The organism is Chryseobacterium indologenes (genome assembly GCF_018362995.1).
Classification (GTDB): Bacteria; Bacteroidota; Bacteroidia; order Flavobacteriales; family Weeksellaceae; genus Chryseobacterium; species Chryseobacterium indologenes_G.
This window is the reverse complement of sequence record NZ_CP074372.1, coordinates 2,005,590-2,030,875: the sequence shown is the minus strand read 5'-3', so window position 1 is coordinate 2,030,875 and position 25,286 is coordinate 2,005,590. Positions and strand designations below refer to the sequence as shown.

General features: G+C 36.4%; 19 protein-coding genes. 7 read left to right on the top strand and 12 right to left on the bottom strand.

What is annotated here, in order from left to right:
* Positions 1-5 precede the first annotated feature (5 nt).
* From DYR29_RS09070 to ahcY, 4 genes are all read right to left on the bottom strand, one after another.
* The gene (locus DYR29_RS09070) at positions 6-1,328 is read right to left on the bottom strand and encodes a BspA family leucine-rich repeat surface protein (RefSeq protein ID WP_213280214.1); all 1,323 of its coding nucleotides are present in this window, start codon (positions 1,326-1,328) and stop codon (positions 6-8) included.
* A 183-nt stretch (positions 1,329-1,511) separates the two neighbouring features.
* A complete protein-coding gene (gene yiaA / locus DYR29_RS09065) occupies positions 1,512-1,904 on the bottom strand; it encodes an inner membrane protein YiaA (RefSeq protein ID WP_034699887.1) in 393 nt (130 codons plus the stop codon).
* A 275-nt stretch (positions 1,905-2,179) separates the two neighbouring features.
* Positions 2,180-2,980, bottom strand: a complete 801-nt coding sequence (locus tag DYR29_RS09060) for a DUF2963 domain-containing protein (protein WP_213280213.1) — start codon at positions 2,978-2,980, stop codon at positions 2,180-2,182.
* Between the two features lie 102 nt (positions 2,981-3,082).
* A complete protein-coding gene (ahcY, locus tag DYR29_RS09055; RefSeq protein ID WP_047421190.1) occupies positions 3,083-4,396 on the bottom strand; it encodes an adenosylhomocysteinase in 1,314 nt (437 codons plus the stop codon).
* A gap of 167 nt (positions 4,397-4,563) precedes the next feature.
* On the opposite strand from ahcY, the gene DYR29_RS09050 reads away from it, so the two are divergent.
* Together DYR29_RS09050 and DYR29_RS09045 are read left to right on the top strand one after the other, a co-directional pair.
* Entirely contained in the window at positions 4,564-5,082 is a 519-nt protein-coding gene (locus DYR29_RS09050) for a pyridoxamine 5'-phosphate oxidase family protein (RefSeq protein WP_213280212.1), read from the top strand.
* Between the two features lie 184 nt (positions 5,083-5,266).
* Positions 5,267-5,881, top strand: a complete 615-nt coding sequence (locus DYR29_RS09045; RefSeq protein WP_213280211.1) for a 4'-phosphopantetheinyl transferase family protein — start codon at positions 5,267-5,269, stop codon at positions 5,879-5,881.
* On the opposite strand, the gene DYR29_RS09040 is transcribed toward DYR29_RS09045, so the two are convergent.
* Positions 5,862-8,126: an FUSC family protein gene (locus DYR29_RS09040; RefSeq protein WP_213280210.1), complete on the bottom strand. Its 2,265-nt coding sequence runs from the start codon at positions 8,124-8,126 to the stop codon at positions 5,862-5,864. The genes DYR29_RS09045 and DYR29_RS09040 overlap by 20 nt on opposite strands.
* Before the next feature lie 219 nt (positions 8,127-8,345).
* Between DYR29_RS09040 and blaCHM the strand changes: the two genes are divergently transcribed.
* Entirely contained in the window at positions 8,346-9,104 is a 759-nt protein-coding gene (gene blaCHM, locus DYR29_RS09035) for a CHM family subclass B1 metallo-beta-lactamase (protein WP_213280209.1), read from the top strand.
* A gap of 142 nt (positions 9,105-9,246) precedes the next feature.
* Here blaCHM and porV read toward each other — a convergent pair whose 3' ends face one another.
* Positions 9,247-10,410: a type IX secretion system outer membrane channel protein PorV gene (gene porV / locus DYR29_RS09030; RefSeq protein ID WP_047378455.1), complete on the bottom strand. Its 1,164-nt coding sequence runs from the start codon at positions 10,408-10,410 to the stop codon at positions 9,247-9,249.
* Positions 10,411-10,469: 59 nt separating this feature from the next.
* Positions 10,470-14,372: a type IX secretion system sortase PorU gene (gene porU / locus DYR29_RS09025; RefSeq protein ID WP_213280208.1), complete on the bottom strand. Its 3,903-nt coding sequence runs from the start codon at positions 14,370-14,372 to the stop codon at positions 10,470-10,472.
* Positions 14,373-14,536: 164 nt separating this feature from the next.
* On the opposite strand from porU, the gene gldJ reads away from it, so the two are divergent.
* Both gldJ and DYR29_RS09015 read left to right on the top strand, forming a co-directional pair.
* Positions 14,537-16,138: a gliding motility lipoprotein GldJ gene (gldJ, locus tag DYR29_RS09020; RefSeq protein WP_047421202.1), complete on the top strand. Its 1,602-nt coding sequence runs from the start codon at positions 14,537-14,539 to the stop codon at positions 16,136-16,138.
* A 153-nt stretch (positions 16,139-16,291) separates the two neighbouring features.
* The gene (locus tag DYR29_RS09015) at positions 16,292-17,563 is read left to right on the top strand and encodes a UDP-N-acetylmuramoyl-tripeptide--D-alanyl-D-alanine ligase (protein ID WP_213280207.1); all 1,272 of its coding nucleotides are present in this window, start codon (positions 16,292-16,294) and stop codon (positions 17,561-17,563) included.
* A 70-nt stretch (positions 17,564-17,633) separates the two neighbouring features.
* Here DYR29_RS09015 and DYR29_RS09010 read toward each other — a convergent pair whose 3' ends face one another.
* On the bottom strand, positions 17,634-18,251 hold the full coding sequence (locus DYR29_RS09010) for an NUDIX hydrolase (RefSeq protein ID WP_047421206.1): 618 nt from the start codon (positions 18,249-18,251) through the stop codon (positions 17,634-17,636).
* Between the two features lie 500 nt (positions 18,252-18,751).
* Here DYR29_RS09010 and DYR29_RS09005 point away from each other — a divergent pair, with 500 nt between their 5' ends.
* Positions 18,752-19,141 carry a hypothetical protein gene (locus tag DYR29_RS09005; protein ID WP_047378450.1) on the top strand — a complete coding sequence of 130 codons (390 nt, stop codon included), beginning with the start codon at positions 18,752-18,754 and terminating at the stop codon, positions 19,139-19,141.
* A gap of 47 nt (positions 19,142-19,188) precedes the next feature.
* On the opposite strand, the gene DYR29_RS09000 is transcribed toward DYR29_RS09005, so the two are convergent.
* The 4 genes from DYR29_RS09000 to mdlD all read right to left on the bottom strand — a co-directional run bounded on the left by DYR29_RS09000 (position 19,189) and on the right by mdlD (position 23,658).
* A complete protein-coding gene (locus DYR29_RS09000; RefSeq protein WP_213280206.1) occupies positions 19,189-20,232 on the bottom strand; it encodes an anhydro-N-acetylmuramic acid kinase in 1,044 nt (347 codons plus the stop codon).
* Between the two features lie 12 nt (positions 20,233-20,244).
* Positions 20,245-20,835 (bottom strand): LPS export ABC transporter periplasmic protein LptC, encoded by a 591-nt coding sequence (gene lptC / locus DYR29_RS08995; protein WP_047421210.1) that lies wholly within the window; start codon positions 20,833-20,835, stop codon positions 20,245-20,247.
* A gap of 1 nt (position 20,836) precedes the next feature.
* Positions 20,837-22,144, bottom strand: coding sequence for a membrane protein (locus tag DYR29_RS08990; protein ID WP_047421212.1), 1,308 nt, complete (start codon positions 22,142-22,144; stop codon positions 20,837-20,839).
* 194 nt (positions 22,145-22,338) lie between these two features.
* Positions 22,339-23,658 (bottom strand): NAD(P)-dependent benzaldehyde dehydrogenase MdlD, encoded by a 1,320-nt coding sequence (mdlD, locus tag DYR29_RS08985; protein ID WP_213280205.1) that lies wholly within the window; start codon positions 23,656-23,658, stop codon positions 22,339-22,341.
* A gap of 371 nt (positions 23,659-24,029) precedes the next feature.
* Here mdlD and DYR29_RS08980 point away from each other — a divergent pair, with 371 nt between their 5' ends.
* Positions 24,030-25,148 carry an ATP-binding protein gene (locus tag DYR29_RS08980; protein ID WP_213280204.1) on the top strand — a complete coding sequence of 373 codons (1,119 nt, stop codon included), beginning with the start codon at positions 24,030-24,032 and terminating at the stop codon, positions 25,146-25,148.
* The last annotated feature ends 138 nt before the right edge of the window (positions 25,149-25,286 follow it).

Sequence of the window (25,286 nt, the reverse complement as noted above, 5' to 3'; positions counted from 1 at the left end):
TTAGTTTATTGTTTGATGAACGGGAGTGAATGAATTGTATTCTTTGTCAAAACTTGCAGGATATAATTTCCGGTAGCCAAAAGTCTGACATTAATCTTTTCATATTCGAGGTTGTCCTTGGCAATAGTTCTTCCGCTCATATCGGTGATAATATAACTTACAGCATTGGGGATATTTTTCAGATAAATATGATCTTTTACGGGATTAGGATAAATAGATGCTTTGCCGGTAATCTCCCTTTCAGAAGTTGAAAGAGTCTGATTGCACAGTCCGTTATAAGAATCGCCCGATATAGTCCAGCCTTTAGAATTGATTAAATAATGTCTTGCGGCTACGGCATCAGCATGAGAATAAACTAATGGAGCAGTACTTGACAGATTAATATTAGCAGGAGTTGATGAGCTTTGGCTCCATCCGTAAAGAGTTTTATCATAATTCACACAGCTCATCGCAGAATTGAGAAACATCCCCGTGGCTGTTGTTAACGAACTTAAATTCCATCTTCCAATATCCTGATTAAAAGCGGTGTTATGGAACATTTCGTTCATATTGGTAACATTGGCCGTGTTCCAGTTTTGAAGATCCTGGTTGAAATTTTCTGAATCATGAAACATATGCTCCATAGTGGTCACGTTTGCTGTATTCCATTCGCTGAGAGGCTGGTTGAATCCGGTATAGTCAAACATATATGACATATCCGTAACATTCGAAGTATCCCAGTTTCCCAGCGGCTGGTTGAAGAGATTATCGTCCCCAAACATATAATACATATCTGTAATGGTAGAGGTATCCCATGTATTGAAAGAGGAATTGCCCACTAATGATATGCATAAATAAAACATCTGGCGCATACTGGTTACCATGCTGAGGTCTGGTGCATCAGTAGCCGTAACATCCATATTTTCACAGTATACAAAAGCATTGTCAAAGCTTTTCCATTTTATATTTCCCCATTGGGTAATTTGGGTAATTTTTGAACGGTCTGAAGCATTATAAGTGGGAATTAATGTATTATCAAAAAATCTCACCTGATCAAAACTTCCGTTTCCATCACTGATTTTGATTCTGTAGCTGGCTTGGGCAGGAGAGGGGTTGAACGGTGTTCCTAAATTGATGATGAATTCAGTAGTGGAAGTTACATTATTCATCGTCCCGTTATGTTGAGGATATCCTACCTCTTCCCAAGAGACCTGGAAATTGGTTCCCCGGCCGGGAAATTTAATAAGTTGTGCATTCTGAGTTTTCCAAATGGTGATGAACTCATTTTGTGCTTTTGCTATGACTATCAGTAAAAGGAAAATGAGTACCGGGATTTTTTTTAAAATCATGTTTATGGTTTATGGTATTAGTTTTAAGGTAAAAATAGAGATAAGTGAATATTTTTAATTATATCTCTATTTTATGATATAAATATAATAAAATTTTAAAATATTAATAATACTATTCGTTATTCTTTTAAATATTGTGTATTATGGTAAATAAAAAACTCTCCAAAAATGGAGAGTTTTACTTTATTCCTGAAGCATATTGTCACGTGTGTTTTTCTGGACTGCTATAGCTCCAAAGAGCGCGAGCAAAAAGGCAAAGGCATAAAAACCTTTTTCACTTGGAAGAATGGTGGCATTCCAAAGTCCGATGGCCAGTAATACAATAGATGATAATGTAGCAAACCAGCAGATCCCATAATAAATATCTGTTACCTGAATGTTTTCTAATCTGTCGCGCACTGCTTTCTGCAGGGAAACAACCGCAAATAAGCCATAAAGAAGAATGGTGAAATAATATCCTTTCTCATTCAGCAGCATTTCCGCTCTTGCAAGACCCACGATGAAGCCGATCATTCCTGCTCCCAACGCTACCCACGACGCAGCCACAAATGCATTCGATACTCTTTGTTTTTTCATAGTTTAATGTTTATTTTAAGAGGGCTAAGATATTCATTTTTTATAAATAGAGCCGTAGTAAAGAGAAATATGGGTAAAATACGGTATACATGCCTGCATTCAATATTTTTTTAAGTTTTGGCTAAAGCCGATGGATTGTATTGAATAGTAAGACGGACTAAAGTCCGTCCCTATTGAATAAGAATAAAACTCCCAGAGATATCACCAGCTCCTACACACCGGATCTGAAAATCTCATTACTCATAAAAAACTCCCCAAATTGGAGAGCTTTTGTTTTATTGAGTGATATATTCGTAATTATATTGAGCAGAAAGACTTCCGTTAGCTTCTTTTGAGATAACCTGTACAGGAAAACCGGCGCTGTTGTATTGAATGGTGGATGTCCTGCTTTGAATTTGTTCCCAGACCCCATTGTTTTTAGAGCTTATCTTTTCTGTAAGATAATTGTTTTCGCTTACCACATAAGCGCCACCCATCATAAGTTTGAGATATTTGTTGATATTCGTGTAAGGGTTCAGTTTATCATCATAGGAATAAGCGATTCTGGTACTGAAACTGAATCCTGTAGTCTCTGAAGTTTCTGATGAAATATTGTTTCCGTTATAAACATAAGTATCTACAATCGGATTGGAACAGTCCGGAGATTGGCAAAGGGAAGAAGAGATCACCTGTCCGCTGGTATTGTAGTTGAAGGTAATCGTTCTGTTATTGTTAGGGTTGGTGTAAATAGCCTTAACATTTACCAGCTGATCTCCGTTATAGTTAAAAACTGAATAATAATCTATAGTACCATCCGGTTTATAATAAGTCGTTTTTGTAGGTTTCCCATTACTGTATTCGAACTCGGATGATCCTGATGAGGACAATGTTTTGATAAGTTCACCTTGATTATTATATTCAAGCGATTGTATGCTGGTCTGTGGCTGAGACGGGTTGTCGTAGTAAACTATGGTAACTTTACTTAATAATGTCTTTGTTTTAGAAGGCGTGTTGCTTCCATCATTATCATCATTGCTGCTGCAGCTGTTAAAGAATAGAGCAGAGCTCATGAGTCCCAGAAATAAGAAATTTTTCATGTTATTAATTTAGCTGACAAAAATAAGAAATGCTTCATATGCTGCATAAAAAAATCCCACTATCTTAGAAATAATGGGATCATATCATGTTTTATATAGATCTTAGTATCTGTAGTATTCAGGCTTGAATGGCCCTTTTACGTCAACTCCGATGTATTCAGCCTGCTCAGGAGAAAGAGTTTCAAGCTCTACGCTTAATTTCTTAAGGTGTAAAGCTGCCACTTTTTCATCTAAGTGCTTAGGAAGCATATATACTTCGTTTTTGTAAGCAGCTGAGTTGTTCCATAATTCGATCTGTGCCAAAGTCTGGTTAGAGAAAGAGTTAGACATTACGAAACTTGGGTGGCCTGTAGCACATCCTAAGTTTACCAATCTACCTTCAGCAAGAATGATTACTTCTTTTCCTTCAATAGTATAGATATCAACCTGAGGCTTCACTTCAGATTTAGTCTGACCGTAGTTTTTGTTTAACCAAGCCATATCGATTTCATTATCGAAGTGACCAATGTTACAAACGATCGCTTTATCTTTCATTTTAAGGAAGTGCTCTCCTCTTACGATATTAAAGTTACCTGTTGTAGTGATGATGATATCAGCGTTGTCTACCACAGTGTCTAGTCTTTTTACTTCATAACCGTCCATAGCAGCCTGAAGCGCACAGATTGGGTCAATTTCCGTAACAGTAACGATAGAACCAGCTCCTCTGAAAGAAGCAGCAGTACCCTTACCTACGTCTCCGTATCCGCAAACTACCACTCTTTTTCCGGCTAACATTACGTCTGTAGCTCTTCTTACTGCATCTACAGCAGATTCTTTACATCCGTATTTGTTGTCGAATTTAGATTTAGTAACTGAATCATTTACGTTGATAGCAGGCATTACTAAAGTTCCGTTCTTCATTCTTTCGTACAGTCTGTGAACACCTGTAGTAGTTTCTTCAGAAAGTCCTTTGATATCTTTTGTGAACTCAGGGTATTTATCAAACACCATGTTTGTTAAATCTCCACCATCATCCAGAATCATGTTTAATGGCTTTCTGTCTTCACCAAAGAATAGAGTCTGCTCAATACACCAGTCAAATTCCTCTTCATTTAATCCTTTCCAGGCATATACCGGAATTCCTGCAGCAGCAATAGCAGCAGCAGCGTGGTCCTGTGTAGAGAAAATATTACAAGATGACCAGGTAACTTCAGCTCCTAAAGCTACCAATGTCTCGATAAGCACAGCCGTTTGGATCGTCATGTGAAGACATCCTGCGATTCTTGCTCCTTTAAGTGGCTGAGATGGTCCGTATTCTTCACGGATAGACATCAAACCAGGCATTTCTGCTTCTGCAAGGGTAATTTCTTTTCTACCCCATTCTGCAAGGGAGATATCCTTAACTTTATAAGGAACGTATTGTGTTGTAGTACTCATATGTAATGAATAATTTTTAAATTCAATTGATAACGAAAGGCAAAATTACGATTAATAATTAAGATATAAAAACGGCAGATCAAGTTCAGTTTTATGAGATTAAACATGATTTAATATTATTTAGTCTTAATATAAATAATTAATTTTAGCTGATAAATAAATATATCATGAGTCAAACCCATACAGAAAAGAAAATCAAACCTGTTGCGCCAAAAGTACAAGAACTGATCAATGCTTCTAAAAGCATTATTCTGGCTACCGTAGATGCCGAAGGAAATCCCAACTCAAGCTATGCACCTTTTGTTCAGGTAGAGCAGACGTTTTATATTCTGGTATCTTTCATGGCAAAACATACTAAGAACCTTGCTGACGGAAGAAAAACATCCATCATGTTTATTGAAGACGAGTCAGCTACGAAACAGATCTATGCCCGTGAACGTTTAACTTTTGAAGCAACCACCTCTCAAATTGAAAGAGATTCTGAAATATGGACTCAGGTAGTTGCCAAACTAAAAGAAACTCACGGAAGAGTAGTGGATGTCATTTCCGACATGGGAGATTTTATTTTGATTGCTCTTCAACCTGTGAAAGGATCTTATGTAAATGGATTCGGGAGCGCTTATTTTGTAGATGCGAATCTTGAAATTGTAGAGCACAGAAATGATGTGAATCATCAGTCTAAATAATTAAGCTGGATGCTGGAAGCGGGAAGTTGGAGGTTTATAAAGATTAAGGAAACAAAGAGTTTGTTTTTTCATCAACGAATTCTTTTATCTGGTCTGCAAATTATTTTTACAACAAATAATAGCTTCCATCCTCCAGCTCCCAGCTTCAAGCTTTTTTTAGTATTTTTGTCTCATATAAAAAAGAATGCCACTCTACAGAGATTTTTCAGATGATAATGCCACCATCCTTGTTTGGAAGTATGATGAAAGTGAAGAGCTTGATATCAACCAACTTCTGGAACCGGAAAATGCTGAAAAAGTAAAGGATTATCATCCCAAAAAATTATTGGAAGTTCTGATGGTACGCAAGCTCCTGAAAGGATTAAAGCCCAATTCTAAGATTTTATATAAAGAAAGAGAGCCTTTTCTTTCTCCCAATGATGCGGAAATTTCCATTACGCATTCTTTTCCCTTTGCAGCCATCGCCATTTCTAAAAACAAAATAGGAATTGATGTTGAAAAGTTCAATCCTAAGATTTTAAGGGTGATCGATAAATTTACCTATGAAAATGAGCGTGGGTTTATTCCTGAAGACAAAGCAGATACTTTTTATACAATTATATGGAGTGTAAAAGAAAGTATGTACAAAATTCACCACTCAAAATACTGGTCTTTAAAGAAAAACTATGAGGTAAAACCTTTCGAGCTGAAACATCTTCATAAAATAAGCTGCCGTGTCTATGACGACCAGTTTTCAGATGAATTCAAAGCCAGGGTAGAGTTTTTCGATGACTACTGCTTTACGATTGTGGAGGAGTAGGATCCGTCTCGTTTTTGTATTTTTCTATAACTTTTCTCTGTTCTTTTGCTACATCATAGATCAGTTCCAGAATATCATGGATGTTTTTAAGCTCCGTTAAATGAGATATTTTATCAGGATCTCTTCTATCGACGATGTCATTTTCTTCAATCTCCGTTTTTCTTTTCAGAAGCATATCTTCAATGGAAGAATCTTCCGGCTCAAGGCGGCTTTCCATTTTCAACGTTTCGTTGATATCATTTCCGTTAAGAAGGGTAGAGGTTTGCTGCATTTCTGCTTCAATCTTCCGGCTCCAGCTTTCAGCGTCTATTTCCGGATATTGCTCATTACTCTTGGAGTATTGGGAAAGAGAAGCGGTATAGGCTGTGATCAGGTGTGATGTTGCCACAAACTGATGAACAACTTCCAGTTTTTTCTGTTGATTCTTAGGATCGGAAATCATTCTCTGGAAATTATCGGAAAGGTTGGCCAAAGAAATAATTGCATTTTTTCGCTTTACTTTATAATCTTCAAGATCAAAATTTCCCTGTAAGAATTTGGAAATCACACTCTGGAAATAGATAAGATTGTCTGCTGCAGACTTCTTCATCAGATCTAGGTTTTGGGTATGTTCCCATACCGGCAGTACAATATAAGATACCGCAAAAGCAATGATTCCGGCAATGGCTGTATCAAATATTCTGTCTTTAAAAATGATATTAACTTTTCCCGGATTTAAAAAATTAAAACTCAGGAAAACATAGATTGTCATAAATAATACCGCCCAAAAATATCGTCCTTTCAAGAAGCTGAAACACATGATCATGCTGATAAGCAGAATAGCGAATAAAACACCGTTAATATGTACAAAATACAGAATGGCATAAGCAATGCTTGCTCCTGCAATCGTACCATAGAGGCGGAGAAGATTTCTCTGCTTTGTAATGGAATAGGCCGGTTTTAAAATAGCAGTGATGGTAATTAATATCCAATACGTATGTCCCAATCCTAAAAGATCAAACATCGAGAAAATATACCCCAGCAGCAAAGCAGTTGTAATTCTTATCGCATGACGGAAATGGGAAGAGGATAACGAAATATTATTCCTTAAAACCTTAGCATTGAGTTTGGGTTCATTAGGCATAAATTTTTTCAAATCTAATCCTGTGGATAAACTCTTTGCCAGTTTTATATTCTGAGAAAATACTTTATAAATCTCGTTGATTTCTTTGGTGATTTCATAGATACGCATCAGGATCTGGCGCAGGATCATGAAGTTTTCCAGGTTGTCGGGAGAAAGCTGCTTATTTCTGAGCTCGAAATAATTATAATTAAGATTCTTTAGTTCCAGTTCCAGATTCACCATTGGCTTTGCTCTGGTACCGCTTTGAAGTGCGATTCCGATATTGGTGATCTCTTCTGCCAAAAGATTGAGATAATCATGGATGTTAACCAGAATCATGCTGTCCTCAAAGCTCTGTTGAAGCTTCTGATAATCACTTTCAGAGGTCATCAGCTTCTCATGAAGGTCCATCGAGTTCAGGAACATCAGCATCAATAAACGACTTGTTGTAGTAGATTCATTGACAATGGTTCTGGTTTTGAAAACTGTTTCTCTGGTGTCTTCCTGCAGGTTTTTTATTTCAATCTGCTTGGCAATAACCTGAGTGGTCAGTTTATTAAAATCCGGATTTTTCTGATAATAATTCGCTTTAATCTTTAAAAATTCGGCCAGCTGAAGATAATTTTCTCCAATCATCTGGCTTGCCAGTTTATAAGGACGAATGGTTGTTACAATAAGGAATATAAGCAGAAACCAGATACAACCTGAAGCAAAGATCAGCAGACTTTTAAAGATATTACTTCCTGTAAGATGACCGTCAATAAAGATGGCAAGTACAACGAGTGATAGTGAACCTACTGCCGCCAATCTCTGACCGTAAACTCCGATCAGGGAAAAAAACATCCCGAAGACAATAACTTCCAGAAGTACCAGTACTTTGATATTCATTACAAGGCTGGCAATGAGTGCTACAAAGACAAAACAACAGATAGCAAAAGTAAGAGCATTTCTTCTTCGGATAAAAGGACCCGGCTGGTCTGTAAGCGCTACAAAGCTGGTTCCCAGAGGAAAAAGAAAGTATTCTTTCAAAATTCCGAAGTGGGCAAGGACTAAACAGGGCAGAACAGTAGCTAATGTAATTCTGATTGCAGAATATACATACTGACTGGTTACAAATTTTTTTAGTTCTGCCGAATAGTTCATATTACAAAAATAGCTATTGAATTTAAGAAAATCGCCATAAAAAAAAGACTTTTGTAAACTTAATATTATATTTCATTCAAAGCAATCAGTAGTTCGGTCTAAAAGAAATTCACAGACAAATAGAATTACCGGCAGATTATTCTCTTTTAACGTTTTTGCGGATAAATATGTTCTGCGAATTCTTACCTTAGCTTATATCAATTCTTAAACAATACACTCATGAAAATCATTGTTAAAAATATATTCATCATATTATTTTCTTTTTTCATTCTAAGTTGCGGCTCACAGGGCAAGGAAAGTTTTAAAGCAAAAGAAATTTATAAATCCAACAGCCTGGTTATTACTCAGATTTCAGAAAATGCTTTTATCCATACTTCTTTTAAACAGACGAATGATTTCGGAAATGTACCCTGCAACGGATTGATTGTAAAAGATAAGAATGAAACGATTGTTTTTGATACACCAACTAATGATAAAGGTTCAGAAGAACTAATCCAATGGATTAACGAAAAACTTCATGCAAAAGTCAATGCTGTGATCCCGACTCATTTTCACGATGACAGTCTTGGAGGATTGCTGGTATTTCATAAAAAGAATATACCATCTTATTCTTATGCTAAAACAATAGAGCTCGCCAAAGAAAATAATTTCGTTATTCCTGAAAACAGTTTTAATGATTCTGTTATTTTGAAAGTTGGGGATAAGGATGTTGTTACCAGGTATTTTGGAGAAGGGCATACAAAAGATAATGCTGTGGGATATTTCCCGAGTGAAAATATTCTGTTTGGAGGTTGTTTATTGAAAGAGCTTGAGGCAGGTAAAGGATATTTGGGAGATGCAAACGTTTCTGCCTGGTCAGGTACGGTTGAAAAAGTTAAAAAAGAATATCCTGATGTGAAAATTGTAGTCCCCGGACATGGAGATTATGGAGACGGAAGACTTCTTGATTATACTATTACATTATTTAAAGGTCAATAGTGAATTTTGCTTCGCAAAGTGAATGGTGAATTGTTATAGTATATAAAAATTGACAAGCGAAGCAGATTGATCTTTCACAATTGATATAAAAAAAGCCTCATTACAATGTATGAGGCTTTTTTTATATAGCTGTAGCTGTTTTTTAACGATCGTTGTTGGATGTTTCTTCCCCAATGTTCCAGGTAAGACCGAAACGAAGGGTGTTATCCAAAGCACTGTTGATTTTAGACATATTGATCAGGTAAGAAAGATCAAGACCGAAAGAACGGTATCTTAAACCAACACCCGCTGTAGCAAACTGTCTTGCTCCCTGCTCTTCACTTTCATGGAAGTAACCTCCTCTTACAGAAAATGCATTGTCATAAGAGTATTCTAAAGCACCACTATACATGATACTGTTTTTGTTTTTGAAAGATTTTCCAATACCAGCCATTGGCCCTACATTCGGGATTTGATAAATAGGCTGTCTTGTATTAGGATCAATTCCTGCATACTCAGATCCGGGAACCAAAAGTTTTGAACCTTCCACAGAAATTCCAACTCTGTTCATATCATCCAGGTACATGTCATATCCAACCCCTAATCTTGCCATTGTAGGAAGATAAGATCTTGATTCTTCATTTCCTGTATAATCCAGTTTCGGACCTACGTTCTGAATTGCTAAACCTGCATTCACTTTACCATCATATCCCCCGATACTGGAGAATCTTGGTGAGGTATAGTATGCTGAAACGTCTACTGCGAAACTGTTAGCCGCTTTAAGTGTAGTGTCTGTGTTGAATCCTCCGGCTAAGTCTGAACGGATAAATCTACCGGTAACAGCACCAGAGAATGAATCAGAAAGCTTCAAAGCATAAGCAACGTCAATTGAGAATTCGTTTGGTTTTGATGTACCCATTGATGCAATTTCTGTACCTACCAGCTGAGTAAGGTCTACCTGCCCCATGTTGAAATAATAGATACTTGCAGAGATTGTAGATCTCTCTTCCTGCCCCAGAAACTTGTGGAACGAAGCATATAATAAGAATACATCATTGGTAAGTTTTCCCATGTAAGGCGTATAGTTAAGACCTACGGAAGAACTTGTTCTGCTGAAAGGATATTTAGCCGCATTCCAGAATTGTGAAAATGCATCCGGAGAGGTTACCACCCCTTGGTCTCCCATACCTCCTGATCTCGCATCAGGCGCAATTCTTAGGAAAGGAGCTCCGGTAAGAACTGGGTTTACTTTACCTAAATCTTGCGAATAGCCTAAAAAACCAGCACTCAAACCAAATCCTAAAAGCAGTTTAGTAGTTAAATTCATATGTTGTCTTTTATATATTATCAGTTTTTTATTAATATTATTGTCTATGTATTATTTAATTATTTCAAAAGTACCATTTTTTCTACAGCTGTAGCACTTCCTTTGCATTTTTCTTGATTTTGACTTTTTGCAAATATCTTAAAAATATACGTACCTTTTGCTACTGTTGACCCAAAATCATCTCTTCCGTCCCATTCTATTGCCTGACGAGGGGTTCTAAAGCCCTGTAGGAAAGGTTCTGCGACTACCGGTTGCGATAAAGTTCTTACCAATCTTCCGGTTATAGTATAAATTTGTACGTTCACATCCAGAATATCATCACAATTGTGCTCAAACTGAATATAGGTTTTGTTTGTAAACGGATTTGGCCAGTTCAGTGGACGGTTGATCGTCAGGTGTTGGTCAGATTCATCTTTAACTTCAAAATTTAACGTAGCAGATGTAGAATTATTGTTTATGTCCCAAACTTTAAATGTCAATTGGTGTTGTCCAATTGCTAAATTTCTGAAAGGATAGGTTACATTTCCTTTTTGATAGTCAGCAAGACTTGGATTTAAACATCCGTTTCCTTCTCCCGCACTATAAAAATCATTTAAAACAACTGTGTTGATAATCTGTCCGTCAAGATAAGTTGTAATATCATGGCCTACCCCTGATCCTGTGGCGTTGATTCCAGTGTCATCCGTAAGGCAGGCAAGAAGCATTGGATTCTGGTTGGTAATTCCACCATCCGCAAAGTTGGTATTATTCATGTACAGTTTTACTTTTGGAGGCTGGTTATCATTGATTCCATTAGGGTTGATATCGCCCACCTGTACTGCCTGGTTGTTGAAAACATCCGTTGCCTTATTATCTGCGTAGGCTAAAATTCTTCCCTGACCCACCGCATAGTTAATGTCTTTAGGAACATAGAATTCTGCAGTGAATACTCCGTTTACAGCAGTTCCGGCAGCTTTTACAATAGCGCTTCCTTCCTCTGTATAATCTAAAACAGGAGATAAAACACCGGTATTATTTAATGTTTTTTTATTTAATCTTTTATCAAAAATATTGATGCTGACTCTTCCATTGAAGGTATTGTTCAATGTTCCGTTCGGATTATTGATATGTCCTTTTATTTTCACGAAGTCCAATCCTCTGATCAGTCCAGGAACTGGAGTTTCAATATTATCAATGGTAAGGAGTCTTTGCGGTCTGCTTAATTTCATAGCAGGGTCACCCAGGAAGTTTACCTTTAGGTGGTTATTGTTTGGCCCCTTTTGCTTTTTAGCAAGTAAATGCGCGTTTCCTAATGAATTGAAATCGTCATTGGTTAGTTTAAATATATTCTGAGTGAATGTATTCGTAAAATCACGTCCGTAATCTACACCAATAGCACGGCTGGAAGTAATCATTGTGGATGCACCTCCCTGTTTCATTTTGATAAACTGTTCCCCTACAGAATTTGTTGCGGGTTCATCCCATAATGTAAATTCACAAGTGATGGTAGAAACAAAAGGGAATCTGCTGTATACATTAGAGAAATTGTTGGCATTCTGAACCTCAGTAGATGTTAAGACTCTTTCCTGTGCCCAACCGTTAATTCCTCCGTGTCCGAAATAAAACAGATATAAACTGTTTCCGATTGCATTGGAAATAGCCTGGTTTACCTGTGGATATCTTCGTCCTCCAGATGTACTCTGAGCGGTGAAGGCATCCATGTATAATTTTTTAACGTTGTATTCTTTCAGCTCTAGCTGGCCGGGCTGCTCAAATATACTGGACAAACTACTGTCCATTACATTATGGAAAGGACTTCCTCCTTCGTTATTATCATCCACAACGAAGTCAAGTCGCATACGCCAGTCTCCGAAAGGAGTTGACTGCCCTTGAAGAGAGTTATAATAAGCCAATGTTTTGTTGATCATATCTCCGGCTTCACTCACGTTTGCAGCCGGGATTCTTCCCACAGGCAGGTCCGGTAAGTTGTTTTCAATTAATAATGTAGTCTGCGGCTTGGTCATTACAATATAATCATCCGTCACAAATGAGGATACGTAATCTGAAGACTGTTCACTCTGGTAGCTGGAAACAACATTTGAATTATTGGGAACTCTGTTTTTATAATCATATGATGCATCCCCCAGAATAAATACATATTGAAGTCTGCCCAGAGGAGTATTGAGTTTGCTGACGAAATCTCTTACAGCGGTAAGATCTTTACTTCCGCTGCCATATTCTTCATAGATTTTGTTGACGTCTACAATTTCCACCTTATAATTATGAGCAGTCTGATGATAGTTGGCAAGTCTCTGTGCCTGGCCCATCATTTCAGGAACTGTCAGAATCAGGTAATCTATATTTTGTAAAGCAGAAAGATTCTGATTGGAAATTCTTCCTACAAACTGCGGGCTGAAAGCCGCATCAGCACGGAAAGCCACAAATTCATTATTGAAATTCTGATCAGCTGCCGTATAAGCAAAGTTGAAAGCGCCGCCTCCGGCTTTATTCACTCTTCTGTTGGCATTGGTAATATCTGTTACGTCCCATACCTGCTCTATATTAGCAGCATTGGTAATGCTGAACCCGTAATCTGTATTGCTTCCGCTTACAATGGAATAATCCCTGAAGTTCATCTGTGACCCATTGAAGGCAAGATTTTCTTTGTACTGAACTTCTACATAGTCAAAATAGAAAGTTCCGTTGGGATTTTTAGAAATATCAGGATTATAAACCATTGTAATCTGGTTTCCGGTAAGATTGGTAAGCGTTCCGGTATAGGTTACAGGGTAGAAGGTATACTGATACGATGAAGTATCCGTAGGGATCGTTTGCAGGGGATGCGGATTTAAATTATTGATCTTGAAATCAATTGTATTCTGCTGCGAATTATACGCTACCACCTGAGTTCTGTATCGTATAACATCACCTGCCTGTATTGGTGAGTTCGTAGAAAGTGTTACTGTTTTTTCATTGCTGAAAGGAGTGTCCTCCACCCATGTTCTACCTACTTTCAACAGGTTTTTCTGATCCTTGTTGATCACCTGGTAACTGTCATATCTGGTTATCAGCTGGGCTGGAAGGTTTCCGTCAACAGTCGGAACTCTTTTTCCGGAACCTTTGTCAAAATTGATATAGTAATAAGAGTAATCTTCATATATATTTTTGACATTATTGCTTCTTTCGCTGAATCGGGTATCCTTTCTTTTAAAACCATTTCCATTGGAAGTGTCATAAAGGTTATATCCATCAGGACCCTGAGCGTAGAAAAGTGCATAATCATTATCGTTCCATACTCCGTCATCTTCACCTACTACCTGAATGGCATTTTCCTGTAAAGCTCCATATCTTGCATCCTGGTTATATTCAGGAAGCATTACCCCTCCGTTTCCATAAATTCTGAAATTTTTAGGATTTATAGAGCCGGGATTGATTCCGTTGTCTTTTAAAAACTGTGAGGTAATTTTGAATACACCGGACTTGTCAACTTTTATTTTGTAAAAGTTGCCGCTTGATAATGGGTTGGAAGTAGTTCCTATTTTATTAACAGTCCCTGTAGTATTTACAAATGAAGAGGCTTCTGAAACATTAAACGAAGATAATCTCTGAACGCGGCCTTTTACATTTTTGAACAAGGCAACACTGATGCTGGCATAGCTGTCTCCATCCAAATTATAATAGGAAACATCTGCTACATCATAATCAGGAAGTCTTCCTTTATCCAATTCAAATAAATCCTGAGCAGGAACGTTTTCCCAGACAAGATCTGAAATTTTAAGCTGCTTTTCTCCGATTTTTTGCTTGGTTACTATAAAAACATTATTTTGGCTGAAAGAAAAACCCTCATTTTTAAAATTAGGAAGATTTAATTTTGTATCGCCAAAATCCTGAATTTTCGAACCATTCCATTCTATGGTGTTTCTTTGGGCGTAAAGTGTTGATGCAAAAGCGATTAAAGATAAAAGCGTAATTTTTCGTTTCATGTTTACTATTGAAATTGCTAAATTACAAAATAAATGAAAATTTTAGAATTAAATTGCGATACAATAAAATTAAATTGTTAACGTTTTTCAAAAAAATCAAATGTTTACTTGATTTATTGAATAATTTATTTTTTCTTTGTACTTTGAAAATATTTATATCGACTATGAAAAAACTAAAGTTGTTTTCATTAATAGCATTAAGTTCTACACTTGCATTAACCAGCTGTGGCGGATCAGGAACCAGCAAAGGTGGCGGTACCAAAAAATTTGTCAGTAAAACAGGTTGGAAACCAAACGAAAAACAAGGTTGGTTTTTTGCAGGAAAGCAACAAAAGCAGAAGGGGTGGCCTGGAATGGTATATGTAGAAGGTGGAACTTTTACAATGGGATTAGTGAAAGATGATGTTATGCACGATTGGAATAACACGCCTCGCAGAATGCAGGTAAGTTCATTCTTTATCGGAGAAACAGAAATTACTAACTACGAATACCGCGAATACCTGACATGGTTGAAGTATGTATTCCCACCAAGTGATCCTAGTTTTAAGGAAATCTATAACGGTGCTTTACCGGATACCTTATTATGGGACAACAAATTAGCAAGAAACGATTATAATGAAACGTATCTGCGTTCTCCGGAATTTGATTACTATCCGGTAGTAGGTGTTTCATGGACTCAGGCAAACAGATACTGTGAGTGGCTGACAGACAGAGCGAATGAAAAAGCTTTGATGCAGTCTGGTATTATTGCCAAAGATTTGTATATCAACGAATCCAACAATCAGGGAGGGACCGCATTCAACATGGATAAATTCAAATCGAATGATCCTGAAATGCAAGGATATATCAATGAAAAAAGAATGCAGCAGAAAACTGGTATGAAAACTACAAACCAGAGATTGCTTGCTGCTAACAGAGCTCCAAATTCAGCAATGGTACAGAAGTTCAGACTTCCTACCGAAGTTGAATGGGAATATGCAGCTCTTGGTATGGCAAAAACAAGAGAATATAACCAATACCTGGGTAAAAAACCTGAAATCGAAAGATTAAGAGGTACCAAAGGAAGAGACAGAGGAATGTTCCTTGAAAACTTCAAAATGGGTAGAGGTGACTACTCAGGGATCTCAGGATGGAAGAATGACGGTTCTGCACAGACTTCTGACGTAAGAAAGTATCCATCTAACGATCTTGGTGTATATGGTATGTTCGGGAACGTTTCAGAATGGACTGCGGATGTTTACAGACCAATCATTGATGAGGACTATAGTGATTTCAACTACTATAGAGGTAACATGCCTCAGGCTATCGTAAGAAACGGTGACGGAACTTATAAAATGATCGACGAAGGTACTATCAAGTATGATACTTTGGCTGACGGAAGATTAGTTTATAAAGGACTTCCTGGACAATTCGAAAGACAAACTATCGCTGATTACAGAAACTACAGAGATGGTGACAGACAATCTTCTTTAGAATATTACAGAGCTTCGGATTCTGCTGCAGGTTTCGATATGTACAATTCACCTAAACAAAGATTTGTTGTAGATGGAACGGGTAGAGTAAAACTACAAAAAGATACTAAAGACAGAACTTCAGCAGTTTCTAACGAGGTTAGAGTTGTAAAAGGAGGTTCTTGGCAGGACACAGCATATTGGCTGGATCCGGGACAAAGAAGATATAAAAATCAAAACAGAGCTTATGGTTGGGTAGGATTCCGTGTTGCACAGGATGCCAGAACTAACGATAAGGGTAGAACTAGAAGATAATATTTATCAAAAAATACTTATAAAAAACCTTCCGAACTTTCGGAAGGTTTTTTTATTTTTGAACCATGAAATCGCTCTGGCTAAAAAGTCTGAAATACCCATATAGATTTGGCGATTGCATGTGACCTCTTAAAAAAAATTATATATTTCCACATGAATATAGAACAGTTTTATCCTTTATTTCTGCAGGCTTCAAAAGTAACTATTGATAGCAGAAAAATAGCAGAGAATGATATTTTCTTTGCCTTTTCCGGTGAAAATTTCAATGCCGCTACATTAGCAGAAAAAGCAATAGATGACGGAGCGCTGGCAGTAATTGTTGAACTTCCGGAATTTGAAAACAGAGATAAAAATATTTTCTATGTTCCGTCTACCCTTGAGTTTTTACAACAGCTATCTATCTATCACAGAAGTAAACTTACCATTCCTTTTATCGGGCTAACGGGAAGTAATGGAAAAACTACTACCAAAGAATTGATTCATGCTGTTCTTTCAGAAAAATATAATGTACAGTATACATTTGGAAATCTGAATAACCACATCGGAGTTCCTTTGACAATTCTTTCCATTAAACCGGAACATGAAATGGCCGTGATTGAAATGGGAGCTAATCATCAGAAAGAAATTGAATTCCTGTGTACGATTGCTCAACCTGATTTCGGATATATCACCAATTTTGGGAAGGCCCATTTAGAAGGATTCGGTGGATTTGAAGGAGTGATTAAAGGAAAATCTGAGCTTTATGATTATCTTAAAGGCAATAACAGAACTATTCTTGTTAATGAGAATGATCCTATTCAGGCCGATAAAACTGAAAGCTATTCCCCTAAAATTACTTTTGGAAAAGAGACATCAGATTACAATTTTGAATCTTTTTCCGCAGAGCATTTTGTAGGATTGACTTATCAGGGAGTAAAAGCAGTTTCAAAGCTAACAGGAGAATATAATTTTACCAATCTTTGTGCAGCAGCAAGCCTGGGACTTCATTTCGGAATCAGTTTTGAAAAAATAAAACATGCCCTGGAATTGTATACACCTACCAATATGAGATCACAGGTTGTGAAAAAAGAGGGTAGAACTTTAGTGCTGGATACCTATAATGCCAACCCAAGCTCAATGACCGCTTCTTTGAATAATTTCATAAGTTTTGAAGGCAGTAAGACCATTATTATCGGAGATATGCTGGAGTTAGGTGATGAGAGTGAGAAAGAGCATCAGAACATCTTAAAACTGGCTCAGGATCTTAATTTTAATGAAATTATTACAGTAGGAAAACATTTTAAAGAGGTTAATTCTTCAGATCTTGCTTTTGAAAATACAACAGTCCTGATAGAATATTTAAAACAGAATAAAATTCAGTCTGAAAATATATTGTTGAAAGGTTCCAGGGGAATTGCTCTGGAAAAACTAATCGACTTTATATAATACAAAAAGAAAAAAGGAGGCTGAAGGTCGTTGAATAATAACTTCCAGCCTCCTTTCCAGCTTTTGGCCTTTAAGCTTCCAGCTTCTTCATATCCCAGAATTCCTGTACAATCAATATAATATTTTTAAAGGTACTTGGAAAAACTTCTTGCTCAATTTCTGATGTCGTTTTCCAGGCTACCTCGGTAATGCCTTCTTCTATTTGCGGCTTGGAAGTATCTTCACCGTCAAAGTTCATTTCAAACCAATGGGTGCATTTAAGGATTTTCTCTCCGTTTCTTTCGATATAGATATGGTAGGTGGTATTGATGAATTTTAAAAGCTCAACATCACTCAGACCGGTTTCTTCTTCTATTTCCCGTACTGCAGACTCTTCTCTGGATTCTCCTTTTTCCATTTTACCCTTCGGAAGGTCCCATTTACCAAGTCTTTTAATAAAGAGAATTTTACCTTCAGGATTATTTACCAGTCCTCCTGCTGCTTCTATAATTCTGAAAAGCTTTTGGAATTCCTGCCATATTTCATCCAGATTCTCTCCATATACATTAAGTTCCTGCACAGAAGTATTCTCCAGAAGATCTAATGCTATTTCTAAAGTTGTGAAACTTTCATACCTAAGCTCTTTTTCAAGATTTTCAGGATATTGAGACACTAATAGCTTTTTTTCGTTGACAAAAACTTTATACATTTTATGGGAAATTAATTACGACTGAAAATCAAATAGTTGTTTTTTAAAATAGTAAAACTCAGCGTTTTTACTATTTTTTATTACAATCACTCACAAATATATAAAATTGTCGTAAAAACTAACGATTAAATGTAGGCTTATTTATCCGTCTGCACCTAAGTCAAAAGGAAAAATGCACTCTTTATTTATTTGAAATATAAAGGTCGGAAAATATTTGAAAAAAATTTAATGAAGGAGTTTATAGGCTTGATATTATATTTTAAAAGTAGGATTTAGTGGTGTGTCTTTGTAGATTTTTTTTAATTTTGCTAGAGTAGCAAACGTATAGATGCAGGTTTAATCAGATTGAACGCAAAATTACTTCTGATTTTATAAGTCTATATTTTTTATGCTCAGAAAATTATGTAGTAAATAAAATATTGAGTATTAGTTTGAAGTATTTATGCACAAAAACTTTATACATTTGTAAGAGTTAAGAATTTAATTATAAAAAATAAAAAATGAATTTAGAAGGACGAAAGATTATTGTCAATAAATCATCTAAAGAACTTACCGAATTGCTGAAATCACCTGAAAATTATAAAGATTTTATGCCGGATGGTCTTCAAAAATTTGAAACAAGAGATAACGGATTTAAATTTGGATTACAGGGAATGCCGGAAATCGCGTTAAAAATAGATGAAGTGGATGACCAAAAAGCTGTTTTAAGATCTGCAAGTTCAAGCCTGGACTTTACTTTAACAGCAACTTTAAACCCGATTAATGATAACCAGACTGAAGTTCAGATGTTATTTGAAGGAAAATTCAACCCATTTATCAAAATGATGGTAGAAAAGCCACTACAAAACTTTATCAATACGCTTACCGATAAAATCGAAGCTTATAAATAATAGAAAAACCTTCAAATGAAGGTTTTTTTTATTTTGATATGAAACACTTATGCTATGACCCCTGAAGAGTGGTCATGGGAACTTCCTGTAGCGGAAGAAAGTACATTTACTTCATTATTTATTTTTAAAACTCCCATAAAAGCGAAGATCAGGGCTTCCTTATAATCGATGATTTCTTTTTCAGGGATGATCACTTCAGCTAGTGTTTTTGATCTTATTTTTTCGATTAAAAATGAATTGTAAGCTCCTCCTCCGGTAATAAGGATATCTTGTATATTATATGTATTGATAACATTGGCGATCTGCTGTGCGCTATGTTCCGTAAAAGTAGCCAGGGCATCTGAGATTTCAATATTTTTAAGAACCGGAAATATATGCTCATGACACCATTCGATTCCCAAAGATTTTGGGTGTGAACGCTGGTAAAAATCTAAAGCATTAAGATCGTTCAGTAGAGCTTCATTTATTTCTCCTTTTTGGGCAAGCTCTCCGTTTTCATCAAAACTTTTGTTGATTTGTTGTGCTAAATGATTCAGTACAATATTAACCGGAGCAATATCAAAAGCAATTCTTTTTCCGTCTGAGTGTAAAGAAATATTGGAAAATCCGCCAAGGTTTAAACAAGCGCTGTGCTCTGAAAAAAGTAATTCATCACCTATAGGAACCAATGGTGCTCCGTTTCCATTCATCAGCACATCCTGGCTTCTGAAATCATAGATAACAGGTAATCCGGTTTCCAGCTTGATCGCTCTGCCGTCTCCTATCTGAAGGGTAAATTTTCGCTGAGGCTGATGGAAAATCGTGTGGCCATGAGAGGCAATCAGGCTGATGTTTTCAAGCTGATGCTTATGAATAAATTCTTTCACCTGCCGGCCAAGGTAAAAACCATATTCTGAATTCAGTTCCAGTAAATCTTCAGCAGAAAGATGAATGGAGTTTTTAAGTTTGTTTTCCCAATCCTCAGAATAGGGGATTGTCTCGGCTTTCAGGATCTGAAAAGTCCATTTGTCCTGTTTTTCAAATTCAGCAAGACAGATGTCTAAACCGTCCAGACTTGTTCCGGACATCAGTCCAATAGCCAGAGCTTTCATTATTTTTTCGGATTATTTTTTATTCTCAGAAATTCTCTTTGAACTGAAATCTCCTGAGTTGTTATAGAAAGTATATTCAGAAAAGTCATCCTTTGCCGTCATTCCATTGGCACCTACCAGTGTAGAACCATCTTCCATGGTAACATATACAGTATCTTTGGTATAGATTCTGTTTTTTCTTTGATCCCAGTAAATACTCTGCATGGCAAATCGCTGCCCTTCATTAGTTTTTATCCTTACGTCACCTTTGGCTTCATAGAATTTTTTATACTCAAAAATACGGGCGTATTTAGCTGTAATTCTTCCCGGAACCTTAGGTTTCTTTTTATCAAAAAACTCAATATCAATTCCTTTTCGGGCTACTACATAAGGGCTGTCGATCAGCTCATACTTTTCAATGATGGGTGCTTTGGCTTTTAAAGTGACAAAGCCGGAGTCACGCTGTATAATATTGGCGTTGTTGATGATCTGTGAAGGGAAATTTTTGCTTTGGCTGCCATTTCTTTTGGTAAGATCCTCTTCACAGGATGTCAATATAAAAAATATAGCACAACTAAAAAGGCATGCTATATTTTTATATGATATTTTTTTTGAAAAATTCATTCTAGTTATAAAGAGTCTTTCTGAACCATTTGTCAGCAAAATTAAAGCCGATTTTCAGGTTGACGAAGTTCTGATTGATCAGGTTGTTTTTAAGAGTTCCTCTTTTACCTACTTCCAGTCCTATTTCAAGACCACTCATTCTTGTGATGCTACTTGTTTTGAATGGAAGCATTACTCCGGCAGAAATACCGAATTTGTTAATGCTTGTTCCTTCCAGTTTAAGGTTTCCTCTTTCATAGAAAGCTCCATATCTGTAGATTACTCTTGAGAAGTAGCTTCTGAAGTTGTTATAGTTAGGTAAGTACCATCCACCCGCAGAAACTCTGTACGTGTCCTGGAAGTCGAAAGTTTTACCGAAATAAGAGATGTCTTCTCCTTTTTTATAATCTACCTGTCCTGATAGGAACCAGTGGTTTTCACTTCCATATCCAACCCCTACGGATGCCTGTAATGGAAGAAGGTTTTTAGATTTTGTTTCCTTCTGCTCTATGATAGTCTCATAAACCTTATTGGTTTCCTGAGCATCAGAATATCTGTAAGTACTGTTGACATACTCAGTAGTCATATTACTGGTATTCCCAAAAGTAGCAGTTGCTCCTACTGTGAATTTCTTATCAGTACGGGTATTTAAAGTCTGGTAGCTTGTACCAAGCGTAAAATTAAAGTTTCTGACTCTGTTTTTAGTCTGATAACCATTAACATATTCACCGGCATAACTACCTGTAGCAGGGTTGTACGCACGGAATTCGTTAAGGTCATTAAGGTCTCCAAAATAAAGATTAGCTCTTGCTCCCACAGAAAGTTCCTGATTAATTTTATAGGAAACAGCAACCTGTGCCGCATTTAATGTTCCGCTACCTTTAAAGTTATTTTTATACATTGGAGTTCCGTCCGCAGCAAATTGTTCAGTTACGATATCGTAGCTTTTAGAACTGTATGGCTGATAAGAGATCCCCATTTTCACTTTTGGAGATAGTGGAAATGCAAGAGAAATATTAGAAAGATACGTAGAATGCTTTGTAGATTTCATATCGTTATAGTTCGATTTGAAATAATTGTTTTCATTGGTAGCTTCCAGTCTGATACTCGTAAGTTCGAAATTGGCGTTGTTTGCCGGGTTGGCAAAATTAAAACTACTGGTGAAATCACTTATAAAAGCAGTTGATATACCTCCCATAGAAGTAGTCTCGATCGTATTATCATATTTCACATCTCCAATTCCATAGGTTGCATAAGGTGAGTTGCTTAGACTCTGTGCATTCAGAAAATATCCAACTGATATGAATGATACTACAAAGATTTTTTTCATTCTTTATTTTTAACAATGCGCAAATATCTTAAATATTAATGAATTGTAAAAATTATATGTGGTTAAAGTTTGTTAAGGGCCTTTCTTTCAAAGAAAAATGCAAATTTTCACCCGTTAAAATATCAATTCTGTTATATAAAAAGGCTGTCCAATATAGAACAGCCTTAGTTTATGCAATATATTATTACTATTGTTTATTTTACCTGAAGCACAGATCGGCTGTGGCTAAAGCTTTCAAAGCTGAATTTCCCATGGTATTTTCCCATTCCTGAAGTTCCCACACCTCCAAAAGGTAAATAATGCGAACCTACATGGATGATCGTACTGTTGATCTCTGCATCTCCGCTTGTGGTATGATGTAAAACGTTATCAGCAAATTCCTGGTTTTCTGTGAAAACATAGAGTGCCAATGGTTTCGGGCGGTTGTTTATTTCTTCCAGAGCCTCATTAATATCATTATAGGTCATTATAGGAAGTATTGGACCGAAGATTTCCTGCTGCATTACCTGATCGTTCCAGGTGATATTATCCATTAAAGTAGCTTCAAAATGACGGGTTTCCAGATCATAGCTTCCTCCGTAAATTACTTTTTCAGGTGCTGCTTCCAGATAACCTGCCAGATGTTTTATCTGATTCTGGCTTACAATTTTCCCGATTTTTCCTAATGACTGACCTTCGTAAGCAGTATTTAAATGAGCTTTAAATTTCTTAATGAATGCATCCTTTACAGATTCGTGGATATAAATATAGTCCGGAGCAACGCACGTTTGACCGCAATTGATCCATTTCCCATAAGATATTCTTGCTACAGCCTTATCTAGATCCGCATCTTGATGAACAATCGTTGGTGATTTTCCTCCAAGCTCCAGTGCAAGAGGAATTAATTGTTCCGCGGCTGCTTTCATCACAATTTTTCCAACGTTCGGACTTCCGGTAAAGAAAATATAATCAAAAGGAAGGCTTAATAACAAGGTATTCTCTTCAATCGCTCCCTGAATAACTGCCACATAAGATTCATCGAAAGATTCTTTTACAATGTTTTCAAGAACCTGGGCCACATGAGGCGTATTTTCAGAAGGTTTCAGAATCGCTGTATTTCCGGCAATCAAAGCTCCGATAAGCGGACTGAATGTAAGCTGAACAGGATAGTTGAAAGGACCAATAATGTAGGTAACACCATAAGGTTCGTACATTATTTTGCTTATCACTTCAGCTCCTGACGGATGTGGTTTTGAAGGGACAGGAGTAGGTTTTGCCCATTCATCAATATTCTCCAGAAAATAATCCAGCTCACTAATGACAATTTGAATTTCCACATACTCAGCTTCCTTTCTGCTTTTCCCCAGATCAATAGATAAGGCTTCACAAAGATCATCTGTATGTTGTAAGAAAACTTCACGGAATTTTCTTAATTGTGCTTTTCTGAATTCAATATCTTTTGTCTGATTGGTTTTGAAAAAGGCTTTCTGTTGTTGAAATATTCCTTTGATTTTTTGTTCCAGGTTTGTATCCATTGGTGTATGATTTTTACTATTTGAAATGGTGTGAAATCGTAATGAATTTACGAAAAATTTTGTCCTACAAATTTATTGCATAAAATTAAATTGTGCAAAATTTAATTTTAAGTTTTATTCTAATCTTATTATTGATGTTTCCTATGATATGACAGGTATACTTTTGTTTTTTAAACTTTTATTTTGAACCATTAAGGTTATATTAAGGTGTTAAGAGTATTAAGTTAAGCTTCGCTTTAAGCTTTAAAATCAGAATGATTCATCTTAATTATACTTTATTTCTTCAATCCTTCTTAATGGTTTTAATTGCATTTTACATTTTAAGAAGACTTAATTTTATAAATTGAAATAAGATTTTTTATCTTTGAAACATGAATTGGGAGAACATCGCCGGACAGACAAATCTGAAAAAACTTCTTAGAGAAAGCATTGCTGAAAACAGAGTGAGCCATGCCCAACTTTTTGTAGGAAAAGAGGGATACGGAACACTTCCTATGGTTTTGGCGTATGCAAAAGAAATTTTAAATCGTGAAAATGAGCATGCTGCAGCGAAGGTAGAACATCTCAATCACCTGGATCTGCATTTCAGCTTTCCTGTTTTTACGGACAATAGAAATTCTTTAAGTAAGAATAAATTTGATGAATTCAGAGAAATGATCATGGCTTCTCCATATGCAAGCTATGATGACTGGACTGCTTTCTTAGAGTCGGAAAACAAGCAGCTGTTTATTTCCGCAGATGAAATTGATGACCAGAACCAGAAGTTTTCTTTGAAGAGTTTTGAAGGAGGAACCAAAATCCTTATTGTCTGGAGAGCAGATAAAATGAATACCGCGGCTTCAAACAAATTTTTGAAATTTTTAGAAGAGCCTCCTGCAAAAACAATTATCCTTCTTACGGCAGAAAGCACCAATGACATCCTTCCTACCATTCTTTCCAGAACACAGATTGTAGAAATCCCTAGACTACATGATGAAGATATTGAAAACTATCTCAAAAAGAACTTTTCTGTTTCAGATGAAAAAGTGAAAGAGATTGTTCATGAAGCGCAGGGAGACCTTAATGATGCGATAAAACTCCTCAATTCAGGAGATAAAACCAATGAATTTGAAAAACTCTTTGTACAATGGGTGAGAGATGCCTTTATGGTAAAAAAGAAACCAGAGTATTTGAGGAGTATCATTCTTTGGGCGAGAGAAATTGCGGGATGGAACAGGGAAAAACAGAAGAACTTCCTGAACTATTGTTCTGAGATCTTCAGACTGGCACTTCTTCAGAACTATCAATCCGAAAATCTGGTGTATAAAAAGATAGATGCAAACGGGTTCAACTGGGGAGGATTTTCAAAATTCATCAGTGGAGCCAATATTGAACCTATTTTGGAAGAAATCAATACAGCCGATCTGCATCTTACCAGAAACGGAAATCCTAAAATTGTATGGACCGATTTAGGTATAAAGCTATCAAGATATATTCACAAAAGCACATAAATGAAACTCCGGTATTGTTACCGGAGTTTTTGTTCATTTTAAGGTATTGCCGGAATTTCAAATAAAACAGGGAATTACTGAAGTTTTTTGTTGTATAAAAAGACTTTCTTATGAGTCTGGTATTAGATTATAGAAACC

Bases quoted from the DNA above. Each gene is read 5' to 3' on its own strand.
- DYR29_RS09070 (WP_213280214.1), bottom strand. From the start codon at position 1,328: ATGATTTTAAAAAAAATCCCGGTACTCATTTTCCTTTTACTGATAGTC.
- yiaA (WP_034699887.1), bottom strand. From the start codon at position 1,904: ATGAAAAAACAAAGAGTATCGAATGCATTTGTGGCTGCGTCGTGGGTA.
- DYR29_RS09060 (WP_213280213.1), bottom strand. From the start codon at position 2,980: ATGAAAAATTTCTTATTTCTGGGACTCATGAGCTCTGCTCTATTCTTT.
- ahcY (WP_047421190.1), bottom strand. From the start codon at position 4,396: ATGAGTACTACAACACAATACGTTCCTTATAAAGTTAAGGATATCTCC.
- DYR29_RS09050 (WP_213280212.1), top strand. From the start codon at position 4,564: ATGAGTCAAACCCATACAGAAAAGAAAATCAAACCTGTTGCGCCAAAA.
- DYR29_RS09045 (WP_213280211.1), top strand. From the start codon at position 5,267: ATGCCACTCTACAGAGATTTTTCAGATGATAATGCCACCATCCTTGTT.
- DYR29_RS09040 (WP_213280210.1), bottom strand. From the start codon at position 8,126: ATGAACTATTCGGCAGAACTAAAAAAATTTGTAACCAGTCAGTATGTA.
- blaCHM (WP_213280209.1), top strand. From the start codon at position 8,346: ATGAAAATCATTGTTAAAAATATATTCATCATATTATTTTCTTTTTTC.
- porV (WP_047378455.1), bottom strand. From the start codon at position 10,410: ATGAATTTAACTACTAAACTGCTTTTAGGATTTGGTTTGAGTGCTGGT.
- porU (WP_213280208.1), bottom strand. From the start codon at position 14,372: ATGAAACGAAAAATTACGCTTTTATCTTTAATCGCTTTTGCATCAACA.
- gldJ (WP_047421202.1), top strand. From the start codon at position 14,537: ATGAAAAAACTAAAGTTGTTTTCATTAATAGCATTAAGTTCTACACTT.
- DYR29_RS09015 (WP_213280207.1), top strand. From the start codon at position 16,292: ATGAATATAGAACAGTTTTATCCTTTATTTCTGCAGGCTTCAAAAGTA.
- DYR29_RS09010 (WP_047421206.1), bottom strand. From the start codon at position 18,251: ATGTATAAAGTTTTTGTCAACGAAAAAAAGCTATTAGTGTCTCAATAT.
- DYR29_RS09005 (WP_047378450.1), top strand. From the start codon at position 18,752: ATGAATTTAGAAGGACGAAAGATTATTGTCAATAAATCATCTAAAGAA.
- DYR29_RS09000 (WP_213280206.1), bottom strand. From the start codon at position 20,232: ATGAAAGCTCTGGCTATTGGACTGATGTCCGGAACAAGTCTGGACGGT.
- lptC (WP_047421210.1), bottom strand. From the start codon at position 20,835: ATGAATTTTTCAAAAAAAATATCATATAAAAATATAGCATGCCTTTTT.
- DYR29_RS08990 (WP_047421212.1), bottom strand. From the start codon at position 22,144: ATGAAAAAAATCTTTGTAGTATCATTCATATCAGTTGGATATTTTCTG.
- mdlD (WP_213280205.1), bottom strand. From the start codon at position 23,658: ATGGATACAAACCTGGAACAAAAAATCAAAGGAATATTTCAACAACAG.
- DYR29_RS08980 (WP_213280204.1), top strand. From the start codon at position 24,030: ATGAATTGGGAGAACATCGCCGGACAGACAAATCTGAAAAAACTTCTT.